Origin of the sequence: Mucilaginibacter sp. SG538B, assembly GCF_013376065.1 — a bacterium.
Classification (GTDB): Bacteria; Bacteroidota; Bacteroidia; order Sphingobacteriales; family Sphingobacteriaceae; genus Mucilaginibacter; species Mucilaginibacter rubeus.
Window position 1 is genome coordinate 561,438 of the sequence record NZ_JABMJI010000003.1, and the last position, 13,454, is coordinate 574,891.

General features: G+C 42.2%; 11 protein-coding genes and 1 other RNA gene. 4 read left to right on the forward strand and 8 right to left on the reverse strand.

Annotated elements, in window-relative coordinates:
* Positions 1-110: 110 nt before the first annotated feature.
* The 8 genes from FHW88_RS18315 to dinB all read right to left on the reverse strand — a co-directional run bounded on the left by FHW88_RS18315 (position 111) and on the right by dinB (position 10,903).
* Entirely contained in the window at positions 111-1,064 is a 954-nt protein-coding gene (locus FHW88_RS18315) for a D-2-hydroxyacid dehydrogenase (protein WP_175489981.1), read from the reverse strand.
* 81 nt (positions 1,065-1,145) lie between these two features.
* Positions 1,146-2,213 carry a 3-phosphoserine/phosphohydroxythreonine transaminase gene (gene serC / locus FHW88_RS18320; RefSeq protein WP_176627430.1) on the reverse strand — a complete coding sequence of 356 codons (1,068 nt, stop codon included), beginning with the start codon at positions 2,211-2,213 and terminating at the stop codon, positions 1,146-1,148.
* Positions 2,214-2,415: 202 nt separating this feature from the next.
* Positions 2,416-3,066 carry a ribulose-phosphate 3-epimerase gene (gene rpe / locus FHW88_RS18325; protein ID WP_176627431.1) on the reverse strand — a complete coding sequence of 217 codons (651 nt, stop codon included), beginning with the start codon at positions 3,064-3,066 and terminating at the stop codon, positions 2,416-2,418.
* Between the two features lie 479 nt (positions 3,067-3,545).
* Positions 3,546-6,131, reverse strand: coding sequence for a hypothetical protein (locus FHW88_RS18330; protein ID WP_255485369.1), 2,586 nt, complete (start codon positions 6,129-6,131; stop codon positions 3,546-3,548).
* Between the two features lie 261 nt (positions 6,132-6,392).
* Entirely contained in the window at positions 6,393-7,091 is a 699-nt protein-coding gene (locus FHW88_RS18335; protein ID WP_176627432.1) for a LytR/AlgR family response regulator transcription factor, read from the reverse strand.
* Between the two features lie 3 nt (positions 7,092-7,094).
* Positions 7,095-8,138, reverse strand: coding sequence for a sensor histidine kinase (locus FHW88_RS18340; RefSeq protein WP_176627433.1), 1,044 nt, complete (start codon positions 8,136-8,138; stop codon positions 7,095-7,097).
* Between the two features lie 9 nt (positions 8,139-8,147).
* Entirely contained in the window at positions 8,148-9,371 is a 1,224-nt protein-coding gene (locus FHW88_RS18345) for an acyltransferase family protein (protein ID WP_176627434.1), read from the reverse strand.
* Positions 9,372-9,718: 347 nt separating this feature from the next.
* Entirely contained in the window at positions 9,719-10,903 is a 1,185-nt protein-coding gene (gene dinB / locus FHW88_RS18350) for a DNA polymerase IV (RefSeq protein ID WP_176627435.1), read from the reverse strand.
* 75 nt (positions 10,904-10,978) lie between these two features.
* On the opposite strand from dinB, the gene FHW88_RS18355 reads away from it, so the two are divergent.
* From FHW88_RS18355 to FHW88_RS18370, 4 genes are all read left to right on the forward strand, one after another.
* Positions 10,979-11,599: a 2'-5' RNA ligase family protein gene (locus FHW88_RS18355; RefSeq protein WP_176627436.1), complete on the forward strand. Its 621-nt coding sequence runs from the start codon at positions 10,979-10,981 to the stop codon at positions 11,597-11,599.
* Between the two features lie 12 nt (positions 11,600-11,611).
* The gene (locus FHW88_RS18360; protein ID WP_176627437.1) at positions 11,612-12,241 is read left to right on the forward strand and encodes a hypothetical protein; all 630 of its coding nucleotides are present in this window, start codon (positions 11,612-11,614) and stop codon (positions 12,239-12,241) included.
* A gap of 44 nt (positions 12,242-12,285) precedes the next feature.
* Positions 12,286-12,384, forward strand: an RNA gene (gene ffs, locus FHW88_RS18365) — signal recognition particle sRNA small type.
* An 86-nt stretch (positions 12,385-12,470) separates the two neighbouring features.
* Complete coding sequence (locus FHW88_RS18370) at positions 12,471-13,427, forward strand: YpdA family putative bacillithiol disulfide reductase (RefSeq protein WP_176627438.1); 957 nt, start codon at positions 12,471-12,473, stop codon at positions 13,425-13,427.
* Positions 13,428-13,454: the final 27 nt, after the last annotated feature.

Here is a 13,454-nt window from a genome sequence, read left to right on the forward strand (position 1 = left end):
AAATCGAACTGCACGAATTCGCTTACTATACAACAAGAGGCACTGATCTTACCGATCAGTGCCTCTTGAAAAGCATTCGTGTAATTCGCCCTGATTAGAGCAAATTAGTGTTAAACGTTTTTGAAATGCTCAATGATCAGGCTTGCAAGCTCTACGCCAATCCTTTCCTGAGCTTCGTTGGTAGCAGCACCAATGTGCGGGGTCAGGGAAATTTTTGGATGGGTTAAGATCTCAGCACGAGGGGTTGGCTCATTGTCGAACACGTCAAGTGCTGCAAATGAAACCTGGCCGCTGTTTAGAGCGTCAACCAAAGCAAGTTCATCAATTAAACCACCGCGTGAGATGTTTACCAGGCCAACACCTTTTTTAGTTTTAGCCAATTCCTCAGCACCAAAAAGGGCTTTGTCGATAAATGGAGTATGTAGGGTAATGAAATCTGCAGTAGTGATGATTTCATCAAGAGTAGCTTTTTTAACAGATGCTTTAACAGTGATACCACCGCCTAAAACAAGATCCAGCTCGGGGTTAAAATCAAAAAGGTCATAAGCTAAAACATCCATGCCAACACCGATAGCTATTTTAGCTACTTCTCTGCCGATACGGCCAAAACCTACAATACCTAAAGTTTTGCCGCGAAGCTCAACGCCTTTAGCGTAAGCTTTTTTTAGGTCGTTAAATTTGGTACCGCCATCAACCGGCATTTTACGGTTGCTATCAGGCAAAAAGCGAACAGCTCCAAATAAGCTGGCGAATACCAATTCAGCAACTGATAATGAAGAAGATGCTGGCGTGTTGTAAACACCAATGCCTTTTTCTTTGGCATAATCAACATCAATATTATCAACACCTACACCACCGCGACCAATCAGTTTAAGATTAGGCGTAGCGTCAATTAATGCCTTACGTACTTTAGTTGCACTGCGCACGGTGATAGCATCATAGTTTTTCAATTTTTCAGGAAGCTCTTCCTGTGGGATATTGTTGGTATCTACAAAAAAGCCGGCATCTTCCAGCATTTTTTTTCCTATCGGGTCGATACCGTCATTAGCTAATATTTTGATCATCTTATTTGGTCATTGAGTCATCAGGTCATTGAGTCATTGCCATAAAAATGACATAATGACTCAGTGACCTAATGAAATAAATTATTTATTCTTTTCAGCAAATTCCTGCATTACGTCAATCAGCACATAGATGCTGCTTATTGGCAATGCGTTGTAAATAGAGGCGCGGAAACCACCTACGCTCCTATGGCCTTTAATACCTACTATACCGCGTTCTTCAGCAAGTTTCAGGAATGGTTTTTCCAACTCAGGGTTTTCCATTACGAAGCAAACGTTCATTTTTGAACGGTCTTCAACAGCAGCCACAGCTTTAAACAACGGGTTGCGGTCAATTTCTTCGTAAAGTACACGAGCTTTGGTAATGTTTTCCTGCTCAATTGCCGGTACACCGCCTTTTGCTTTTAACCATTTAAGGGTAAGCATTGATACGTAGATAGCAAATACCGGCGGGGTATTGTACATTGAACCGCCTTCAATTTGAGTTTGATAGTTAAACATTGCAGGGATCTTACGACCGGTTTTACCCAGCAAATCGTCCTTAACAATAACCAAAGTAACACCTGCAGGGCCCATATTTTTTTGAGCACCGGCATAGATCAAACCAAAATCGGCAACATTAACCACGCGGCTGAAAATATCTGACGACATATCGCAAACCACCGGAATTGGCGATTTAAAGAACTCCTGTAACTGCGTACCGTAAATGGTATTGTTAGAAGTAATGTGAATATAAGCAGCATCGGCCGGAATTTCGAAATCCTTAGGGATGTAAGTAAAGTTGGCCTCTTTTGATGAAGCTACAATTTGTACTTCGCCAAAATATTTGGCTTCTTTTAAAGCTTTGTTAGCCCAAACACCGGTTTCAACATAAACAGCTTTGCCGCCTTCTGGTAACAGGTTGTAAGGAGCTAAAGCAAACTGAGTGCTGGCGCCACCTTGCAGAAACAATACCGAATAACCTTCAGGAACGTTGAACAATTCTTTTACCAGGCTTACAGCTTCGTCTAAAACGGCCTCAAACTCTTTTGATCGGTGCGAAATTTCAAGCAAAGAGAGTCCAGTACCATTAAAATCAATAACTGCTTCTGAAGCTTGCTTTAAAACTTCGTGTGGTAGAATGCCAGGTCCGGCACCAAAATTATGTTTCATAATATTAACGAATTGTAGGTTCTAAATACACTATTAGGAAGTTTGTATTTTGCTGGGCCGAAGTTAATTAATTTGACAAAATATATAGACATTATTTACATTTTTTGAAAAAATATACAATTAATCAACAAACGGGCCTTTGATTGCAAATAATTAAACTAACCCTACAGGGCTGGTTTAATTATTATCATTATAATAACTTTTAGGGATGTTTGAGTTTTGAAATTGCGGCCGCCTGGTTGGCCGACGAGAACACTGAAGTGCCCGCAACAAACACATTTGCTCCGGCTTCTATCAGTTTTGCGATATTGTTAGCATCTACCCCACCGTCAATCTCAATTAACAGACCGGGATTTATTTCGGCACTTAGTGTACTGAGTTCTTTGATCTTTTTGTAGGTATTTTCAATAAAATGCTGTCCGCCGAAGCCGGGGTTAACCGACATGATCAAAACCATATCCAGATCAGCAACAATATCCTCCAATAAAAAAACAGGTGTTGCCGGATTAATAGCCACGGCGGCTTTGCAACCTAATTGCTTAATAGCCTGAATAGTGCGGTGCAAATGAGGACATGTTTCCTGGTGAACAGTAATACTATCGGCTCCGGCATCTTTAAACGCTTTCAGGTAACGATCGGGGTCAACTATCATCAGGTGAACATCGAGTGGTTTAGTTGCGTGTTTTTTTACCGCGCTAACAACCGGGAAGCCAAAAGAGATATTTGGAACAAACATGCCATCCATAATATCAACGTGGATCCAGTCGGCTTCGCTGTTATTGATCATTTCAATATCGCGTTGCAGGTTGGCAAAATCGGCCGCTAAGATAGATGGTGCTATGAGGTGATTCATATGCAAATATATAAAAGCAGGTAATCTATGGGACTGATAGTGTAATTATTTTTATGGGAGAATTGTAAAAAAGTGCCTGTCCCAAAATCGCCGTTCTCCATAAAAAAATGAAATCATGCAGACACCGTTTTTTAACTGTTCCATTTTTTGAGTGTAAAAACACGAAACGCCTTAAAAATGAAACAAACTGAAAATCAATGATTTAATATATCGCCCGAAACGACACTAATAACTGATAATCAATGAATAAAACTCTTAAGAATAAAAAATATGCGTTTCCAAAAGCACTTTATTTACCCTTGTTTTTTGGTGATTTTTGGGTTGTTTTTTTGATTTTTTCGCTCAAATCTAAAATTGACAGGAAGGTACTGACAGAACAGAGCCACCAAAAAATGCGGTTAATTTAGTTAAAGCCGAAAACTTTAACCATGCTTACCACGGTTATGCTGCGCTAAACCCGCGGCTATTATGCAGCTATTTTAAAATCTAAACCCAATAGATATATAAGGCAACGATCCTTCTTTTGAAAAGCCCATTACGGCTTCAATCAGCACCAATTGCGCTGGAATAATATACAAACCGCCGCCATATCCATCGTGCCACCTGTCAGATAATTCGCCGGGGACCCATACCCTGCCTACATCATTAAAGCCGATCAAACCAAATGAGCCGGGAAGCAGGTACGATGTGAAATCCATAACCTTTAAACGTAACTCGAGGTTATTATAAGCGATTGTTTTACCGGTAAACCTATTGGTATGAAATCCCCTAAAATTTTGCGAGCCGCCAAGTTTCATCTGCTGAAAATATGCTGCATTACCTACCGTAGTACCTAATCCCGTGCGGTTAGCTATTACCAATACCGAATCCCTGTCGGGATTTAGATAGAAACTAAACTCAGATAATACCTGTCCGTAAGTATTGTGACTACCTGAACCACCGCCGCTAAAGCCGCTTACAGTAGTCGTCCATAAAACACCTTGCGTAGGTATAATTAGTCTATTCCGGGTATCAATGGTTGCATTGGCCGTTAAACCTCCGTAAACTTTAGTACCAAAAACTGCCTCGTTAGGGAACGCGGTGTTATAGTCATTCAAAAACCTTTCAGTATTGTTTGATGCCTTGCTGTTATAAAACTGCCCTGCAACGCCGGCGCTTACATGCCACGTTCCAAAGTCACGGTGCAGGGAAACGTCACCGGTAACATAATCGTAGCGGTTACGATAGTACGAGATCTTCCTGTCGTCCTTATTTTCAAAAACCGTGTTATTCCCAATTCCGAAAAAATTGCTCAGGTTGCTTGGCCCGCGCGAAAGCAGGTTGATCTTCAGGTCGTTTTCACCGATGGCTTTTTTCCAGTCGGCGGTATAGGTAAACAAAAATGATTTACGCCCCAGTGAATAATTGGTCAAAAATTCTTCGCGGAAAGCATATGGTTCCTTACGAAACCCGTGCCGCTCGTATGAGAAACCTCCAATCAGCAAAATGCCAATATCATTACTGTAATTAGCCAGGATAATAGGCTCAAACCTGTCGAACTTAAAGGCAGTTTTATCATAACTATTTACCGCCGTGTCTGTTGATGTACGGTTTTTAGCCAGCGATGAAGGAGGAAGTACATTTTTTTGATCCGAACGGTCATAAATATAGGTTTTGCCTTTATTATTTAAACTGCTGTCAACTGCAAAGGTGTCCATCCCCTCCCCACCTATCATCCGCACAGTTATGGGTGATGGCGTTGAGCCCGTCACCTTAAATAAATCATCGCCATCAAAACCATACATCCTGATCTCTTTGGTAACATCGGGTTTAAAGGTACGCTGGTAGGTAACCTTATCAACGCTGCCGTCTTTCTTTATCTTATTTATAGTAAGCGTGATGTCACCATTAGTTTCATGAGCCACAGTAAATTTGTCCGTTTTATCACTCGCTGGTACATCGACATATATGGAGATGAATTTATAATATTCGAGTGCCTGTTTTTGCAGGATGTTACGCCTCGCTATCATTTTGCTGATGATCTCAGGTCCCGAAAGTTTGTAGATGGTATCGGGCATTAAATGCACCGCTTTTTTGATCAGGGCATCGGTCAGTTTGCTTTGCACATAGGCTATCTGCTCTTTCCAGTCATCTTCGCTCAACTGGTTCAGGAAATAGCGGTCGAAATAGCGGGCATTGAAATTCCATCCATTGATATCCCTGATCTCGTCGCTGTAACCCTGAAATTTTGATTTAAGCCATTGGTGCGCTACTATCCAGGGCAACACACCCGAAGTTTTATAGTACACCTGGTCACGATCGCGTGGAACAGGTTCATAAACGGTTTCATGTTTTCCGTCGATCTTTTCCCAGCGCCATTGGTCTTCATGCCTGTCCCAATCGCCTAAAAGCATATCCAACAGGCGGGCGCGCAGCACAATCTTCTGGTCAACCCGGTTATCGTTGTCATCCTGTAGTTTACGCTGTACTTTTTCGGTGTTATCAGTTTTTTCGGCGTCGAGCGGTTCACGTTCTTCAAATAAAAAAACCTGGTTAGCAAAATCCTTTTGATACTCGCCAAAAGCAGGATCATCAGGAATATAAACAATTTTAGGGTTTGAATGCGGAACGCCTAATGCTTCGGCCAGCGGGGGTACCGTAAGCGCCGAAAAGGGATGAGCGGCCGATACCTGGTCTTGCAGAATATCTTTAGCCACCGTAGGCCTTAAATCAACAGGCAGACCTTTTTCGGGATATTTTTGAATAGTACGCAATACCCATTGCTGCCCCGTAGGATCCTGCAATCGCAATGATTTGGTTTGCTTGCCCCCGCCCCTTTGCAATATTTTAAGACCGCCTTTTTCTGTGGTAAGATGGAATACAGGCAGTGTGACAGGTGCAGCCCAAAGTTTACGGTAATTATCGCCTAAAAAAAATTGGTGGGTACCGCTTACATTATTATAAGATGGTTCGATGGCCAGTTTAATACTATCGGCATGGGTTTGAGCATATGAAATATTGCCGGCTAAGCACAAGCCTGCCGTTAAAAAAAAGGATAAAGCTTTGAACAGGTTTTTACCGCTCATGAGGTTTTGTAAGTAATGCGTCAGTAGAATAATGCATATTACAAAATAGTTTTAATTATACACAGGGAAATCACGCTAAAAATGTATGCTGGGGAGAAGCGCACAAATAAAAAATTTCCACACTAATTTTCCGAATTAATCGAATTGCACGAATTTCAAATTTGCGTTATTGAAAAATTCGTGTAATTCGATTAATTGTGGCAAACATAAAAAAGCAATTCGTGTGAAAATTTCTGATCTTAATTATTTAAAACGTGATGATTATCTCGACTGATTAATCAGGACATGCATTACCTGGTCTTTGAGCTGCCTGCTGATCGGCACCTCAAATGTGCCTATATGCAGCATATTTCCTTCTATCGATGTAATTTTATTATTGGCTACAATGTATGACTTATGGGTTTGCATGAATTTACGCGGAGGTAGCTTTTCGGCAAAGGCCCGCAGGGTACTGTGGGTTATGATCTTACGCGCCGGGGTATAAACCTCTACATAGTTTTCCATGCCTTTAATGAACAACACTTCGTCAAAAATTATCTTCTCGAGCTTACCATTGCTTTTAACAAACAGATAATCTACACTATCTGTATTGTTCCTTAAATCAAAGTAATCCTTAGCTTTAAAGGCTGCCTTCATAAAACGCTCAAAAGGTATAGGTTTAAGGAGATAGTCGAGCACATCCAGGTCGAAACCATCAGTAGCGTATTCTTTAAACGCGGTAGTAAAGATCACTTTTGGCGGGTTAGGCAGCGAACGAATAAATTCAACGCCGGTTAAATGTGGCATCTGGATATCCAGGAACAGCAGGTCTACAGGTTGCTGCGCTAACAACGCTCCTAATTCCATAGCGTCTTCACATTGTGCTTTCAGGTCAAAAAAACCGGCTTTTTTAACATAGCCTTCCAGGCCCTTACGGGCAAAGGGTTCATCGTCGGTAATAATGCAGCTAATTAACGCCATCTTTTATATATTCAATTCAAGTACTGCTGTGTAGTGATTTTCTTCGCGGCCCGCGATTAGTTTATGTTTATCCGGATAAAGCAATTGCAATCTGCGGCTTAAGTTTTCCAAACCAATACCGCTGTAATTATCGGGCGCTTTCATATTCGGCGGCACATCGTTATAAACTTTAAAAACAAATCTATCGTCAATAATGCGCCCTTCAATGGCTATTTTATATTCACCGCCTATATACTTAAAAGCGTTTTCAACCAGTGGCAGCAAAAGCAGCGGATAGATGAGCTGATCCGTTAAACTTCCTTCAAAATTAACACTCAGCCGCATTTTGCTGCTCGCCCTGATCTGCTGCAGGCGGATATAATTTTCAAGATACTCCAGCTCCTGCTTAACGGGCACTTGCTGGTGTTGGTCATAAAGCTGATAACGCAACAGGCTCGATAATAACTCGGTACTTTTTTTAGCACCCGGAACATCATCATCCATCTGGAAATAAATAGTATTCAGGGCATTAAATAAAAAATGCGGATGGTATTGGGCTTTTAGAAACTTCAGCTCAGTTTCCAACTGATCGTTGGTGAGCTTTTCCAGTTGCATCTTATTATTTACATAAGCCTTCAGCCAGGTACTGCTGCGGGCGATGCCATAATAAACAATAGCGTACAAAGTGGGGATCATATTAATATCGGCCACGTCTGCCCAGGGCATCAGCTCATCTATGCCCTGGCTTACGTGCAGGGCCATGACCATCGGAACAAATACAACGTTCACTAATATCAAATTTGCTCCCACCAATATGGCCAACTCGCGCACTACGGCCCGGTAGGATAACTGTACAGTCTGGTGCCTGTCATAGTAAGTAAAAAGCCGTTCAAAAATATAGATTGCCAAATAGCCCACCAATATTGAACAGGCCATTTCAATGCCATTAACATAAAAATCCCTTTCCCAAAAATGCTGACCAATGTCAGTATCATGTAACAGCCTTATGGTAAAATATACCAATAAGCCATACAATGCCGGAAAAATGTACTTCCTGAAAAATTTCATATCAGCAAATTACAAATTTAAGGCAGAAAGGACAGGTTCGGGTTTTGTCTCTACTATCTCCGGGATCGGCACAGTTTTGAGTTTTTCCTTTGGTTTCATACCAAATAAAAACCGGGTTAAAGCGTAAGGGCGTACTAACAAATGATAGGTAAGCACCGTTACAAAAAAGGTAATGCCTACAGTATAAATATATTTTGATAGGATGCTTTCATTTTGCGTTTGCACAATATAATAGGCAATTAATACAATAACGGTTTGGTGCAATATGTAAAACGGGTATACCGCCTGGTTTAAATAATTAAGCGCGTTATGAGGCTTATTTAAATAATGTTTGCCATAGCCAACCAGCGCCAACACCCATCCCCAGGCAATGATTGGGCGCAATGCGGTAAAAGCATAGGAGAATGCGATATTTTGAAAAGGCCAGTGAGGATGCAAAGGTTCGATGCCGTTCCAGCGCATTACCTCCCACATCATCAGGCTTAAAAAACCGATGGTTAAGGCAAAACGGCGATTGCGCTCAAGGCTGTCCATCAGTTTAGGCTGCAGGATGCAGATAAAACCTGCCAGGAGGAACAATAGCCAGTAAACAAAGTAACTGCCATCATGGATCAGGTCATTGGTTTCGGGGAGGTCCCAGCTGGTGAAGGTAAACCACAGGATTCCGGGCAGCATCAATAAATAAACCCATTTTCCCCGGGCCAAAATAGCAAGCTTTTGTTTAAAACCATTGCTTTTGGGCGAGATCATCCAGGCAAATAAAGGCGCGAAGATGAGGTCATAAAGAAACAGATAGGCAATAAACCAAAGATGGTGCCAGCTGAAATTGCCTTTGGGATATGGCTGAAAGTTAAATGTACTGGGATAAAAATCCAGGAATGAGCCTTTGTAACCATTGGCCAATCGTTCCATGTAGATCTGCGGCGGCACTATGATGAACATCCCCACCAACAGCGGAATAAAAAGACGGCGGAAACGCAAACCGATGAAATTGAGTGTAGAACGCCGCTGCATCATGTAGTAACTCACGGTACCTGAAATAAAAAAGAGCAGCGGCATGCGAAAAAGGTGCAAAAAATGATTCGATTCCATCATCAGGTTGCTGGTTTCGTGGTTTTTGATGTGCCAGCCATCCTCGGCAACAAAAGGCATTGCCGAATGAAAAAATAACACCCCCAATATGGATAAGATCCTCAGCCAATCGAGGTAGGTTTGACGTTGTGTGGTTTCCATGATTTCTTTTTTTATCAAAAGAAGTCACAACTCATCGCCCCATAAAATTACTTTGACCAATGGTAAAAAACCTTTGACCATTGGTAGAAAACAAGAACATTCCCCACGGCGGCCAGAGGCCGTTTGATAGTTGCCACCCGGCTGGAGCCGAGCGGCGTTCGGAAGATTTTTAATTCCCTCCCTTGGGAGGGGTGTGGCTGGAATGTGTAGTGGCAGGGAGGGGTTTATCCGCCATTTCAAAGGAATAGGCAAAACGATGAAACCCCTCCCTACACCCTCCCAGGGGAGGGAATCGCACAATCCTGCGCCTTTTTTAAACAATTAACTCGTCACAAAACAATCAACGGTCAGCCGCGCATAAACGGATTAAAATTCCTTGTACCAATTTCCATTCCGGCAGCCCGGCAGATGGTTTTATCGCCGAACTTGAAATTGATCTGATCCATGGCCTGGTAAAGTTTGATGCGTTCTTCATTATCCTCAAACAGGTTGATCTGGTAACTCCCTGTGCAAAGATCACTCAGCCGTACCCCTATCAACCTGATGGGCCGGTGCTGGTCCCAGGCCATTTTAAGCAGGTTCTTTACACCGGGGATCAGAATATGTTCTGCCGCGGTAAGTGCTATCTTTTGCTGTTGGGTATGGGTTTCAAAATTACCGTATCGCAACTTAATAGCCAGGCATGATGAAAGCTTGTTTTCCCGACGTAATTTGGACGATAGCTCTTCCGTCATGGATACTAAAATAGTTTCAAGTGTGCGGTGATCAGACACATTAGTATGGAAAGTATGCTCGGTGCTGATGGATTTTCTGTCGGAATGCGGAACGATTTCGCTATGATCGATACCATTGGCTTTTTCCCAAAGCGAATGCCCGTATTTACCAAAAACAGTTTCGAGGAAGCGGATATTGGTGCGCTGCAGATCACCAATTTTTTCTACGCCGTATTGATATAACTTATTGCGGGTACTTTCGCCCAGGCCGGGTATTTTACCGATGTTAAGTGGTGCCAGGAACTTCAGCTCATCTCCATGCTTTACAAACATTTGTCCGTTGGGCTTGGCCTGATTGGTGGCCATTTTAGCTATGGTTTTGCCTGATGCCATACCGAAGGATATAGGCAGGCCCGTTTCTTTGATTACCTTCTGCCTAAGCCTAGTGGCTTCATGGTAGCAATCAAAAAAGCGGTCCATCCCGGTATAATCTATATAAAACTCATCAACCGATGTTTTTTGATACAGGGGCACTGTATCGTGAATGATCTGCGTAACCTCGCGTGAGGCTTCGCCATAGCGCCCATGCGAACCGCGGATAAGAATGGCATGCGGACAAAGCTTAAGCGCTTGCTTGGTAGGCATTGCCGAATGCACACCAAAAGCCCTTGCCTCATAACTGCAGGAAGCCACAACTCCCCTTTCGGCCGAGCCTCCTATGATCACAGGCTTACCGATCAGTTCAGGATGAAACTTCCGCTCTACCGAAACGAAAAACGAATCAAGATCAATGTGTACAATATGACGTTTAGCTTCCACATAACAAAAATGCTAATATTTTTTGTATTTTGCTAATTTTATTAGCATATTTAACATGTAGAAATTGTGAAGCAAATGAGTATATATGAAGACTACCTGCTGTTATTATCGCCTCCCGACACGGTGAAGCATGAGATTGCGCGTTACAAAAAGGCATCGGCGAGGCTTATTGGCAGTTACAAAAGCATGGATTCGCCTGCTCATATCTCTATACAACACCTGGAGAGACAAAAGCCCTTTATGGCCGATAAAAGCCTGGAATTGATGGAACAGGCCCTGAATACCATGCCACCGGTATTGCTGCATATGGATGGTTTTTATCATTTTACCCACTTGCACAGCCGCATGACCATTTATGCCAACATCCGGGCAACACCCGCTACCGACGAATGGTTTAACACCTTAAAAAAGAAGCTGCGCATTAAAAAGAATCTTATCCCACATATAACGGTTGTGCGTGATATTGCCGAAAAAGATTTCGACACACTTTGGCCGCATTTTAAACATAAAAAACTGGTGGAGCCTTTTTGGATCAAAGAACTTACCATATTGAAACGCGATACACTTGACGCCTTTGCCAAATGGGATAAGTTTAAGGTTTTTGAATTTAAAAACATGACCGGCCCGGGTTACACCCGCGATGAACTGGAACTGCTTAAAGCCGGCGACCCTGATCAAATCAATTTATTCATTTAAAATTTAACAATCATGGACTATGCATTTTATCATTTTATCCTCCCGATACCTGATCATGTAGATGTTATGATCCGGAAATTAAAAAGCGAAGCAAAACGTGTTATCGGTAATTATCCCAGCATGCATGCCCGGTCGCATATCACCATAAACAATTATCCGCGCAAACCGCTTGATGTGGACGTTCAGGGCTTCTCGTTTTTGAGCCGTAAACTTAGTTTGCTGCCTCCCGTTGTTTTTGAAACAGATGGATTTGATTGCTTTAATGAGAGTAATGACTATAACAAAACCATTTTTGCCAGGCTTAAGCTCACCGAACAAAATAAATATTGGATTAAACTATTGAAGGGTATTGTTGGCGATAGCAGTACCATACCTCATATTACCATAGCAAGGGCCATAACGCCCGAACAATTTAACCTGCTTTGGCCCTATTTTCAAAAAAGGGAAATGAAGGTAAAATTTGTTGTGAACCGGCTTACTATTTTGAAAAATCTGCTGCTGGATCTTGATCAACATGCCAAAACTTATCGCGAATTTGAATTTCGGGGAGATGAAAACGTGTTAACGAAGTACGATAACCTGGCTATAGCAGGGCAAATTAAAAATTATCCATCTATAAATCAACAGATAAGCCTTTTTTAACATTTTCTTAACCATAAACGCTACCTTTTTCTATATTTGCGCCGGGGTAAGTCTTTTACGGCCAGCTCCTCTTGAACTCCCCCAGGGTGGGAACACAGCAAGGGTAGAGAGTTGAGCGGTGCGATAAAAGTAGCTTACCCTTTTTTATTTTCTTATTTTTGCCGTACCGGCAAACGTGCCCCGAACCTGCACCGGTTCACAATTTCTTTAATTTCTTAACTGTATATAAATGCTCGATATATTCATTATTGGTGGTGGCCCGATAGGTTTAGCTTGCGGACTTGCCGCTCAAAAAGCTGGTTTAAGTTTTGTAATTGTTGAAAAAGGCACACTTGTAAATTCATTATACAACTACCCTGCTACCATGACTTTCTTTTCTACATCCGAGAAGCTGGAAATTGGCGGGGTTCCCTTTGTTACCGTACATAACAAACCAACCCGCAATGATGCTTTGGAGTATTATCGCCGGGTAGCACTTTCAAATAACCTGCCTATTCACCTTTTTGAAGAGGTTACCGAAGTAAAGCCGGAAGATGGCTTTTATACCATCATCACAAAAAAGGCAACATACCAGGCTAAAAAAGTGATCCTTTCAACCGGCTTTTATGATATCGCGGTAAACCTTGATATCCCCGGTGAAAACCTGCCCAAAGTAAAACACTACTACCAGGACCCCCATTATTATACCCTGCAAAAAGTAGTTGTAGTAGGCTCGAGCAATTCGGCAATCGACGTGGCGCTTGAAACTTATCGCAAAGGCGCCGAAGTAACTTTGGTGATCCGCGGCAGCGAGGTAAGCAACCGGGTTAAATATTGGGTAAGACCGGATATTATTAACCGCATCAAAGAAGGCAGCATAAAAGCCTATTTCAATTCAAACCTCGAAGCCATCCGCGAAAATGAAGTCGATATCAAAACACCGGAAGGATTAATCACTATCCCTAATGATTTTGTAATGGCGATGACAGGCTATAAACCCAATTTTGAGTTCCTGAAAAAGCTCGGTATTATTCTTTCTGAAGATAAATTCATCCCCCAATATAACCCCGAAACCATGGAAACAAATATGCCCGGTTTATACCTTGCCGGGGTGGTTTGCGGCGGCCTTGATACCCACCTTTGGTTCATTGAAAACTCCCGCGTTCATGCTGATATGATCATCAATGATATTGTGGCTGGGAGGTGAATGGTTGACTGAGTTGATTAGGTGAAT

What these genes read in the sequence shown, in the direction of transcription:
- FHW88_RS18340 (WP_176627433.1), bottom strand. Translation starts at nt 8,138, where the DNA reads ATGAAATTTTTCAGGAAGTACATTTTTCCGGCATTGTATGGCTTATTG.
- FHW88_RS18370 (WP_176627438.1), top strand. Translation starts at nt 12,471, where the DNA reads ATGCTCGATATATTCATTATTGGTGGTGGCCCGATAGGTTTAGCTTGC.
- FHW88_RS18360 (WP_176627437.1), top strand. Translation starts at nt 11,612, where the DNA reads ATGGACTATGCATTTTATCATTTTATCCTCCCGATACCTGATCATGTA.
- rpe (WP_176627431.1), bottom strand. Translation starts at nt 3,066, where the DNA reads ATGAATCACCTCATAGCACCATCTATCTTAGCGGCCGATTTTGCCAAC.
- FHW88_RS18315 (WP_175489981.1), bottom strand. Translation starts at nt 1,064, where the DNA reads ATGATCAAAATATTAGCTAATGACGGTATCGACCCGATAGGAAAAAAA.
- FHW88_RS18355 (WP_176627436.1), top strand. Translation starts at nt 10,979, where the DNA reads ATGAGTATATATGAAGACTACCTGCTGTTATTATCGCCTCCCGACACG.
- FHW88_RS18335 (WP_176627432.1), bottom strand. Translation starts at nt 7,091, where the DNA reads ATGGCGTTAATTAGCTGCATTATTACCGACGATGAACCCTTTGCCCGT.
- serC (WP_176627430.1), bottom strand. Translation starts at nt 2,213, where the DNA reads ATGAAACATAATTTTGGTGCCGGACCTGGCATTCTACCACACGAAGTT.
- FHW88_RS18330 (WP_255485369.1), bottom strand. Translation starts at nt 6,131, where the DNA reads ATGAGCGGTAAAAACCTGTTCAAAGCTTTATCCTTTTTTTTAACGGCA.
- FHW88_RS18345 (WP_176627434.1), bottom strand. Translation starts at nt 9,371, where the DNA reads ATGGAAACCACACAACGTCAAACCTACCTCGATTGGCTGAGGATCTTA.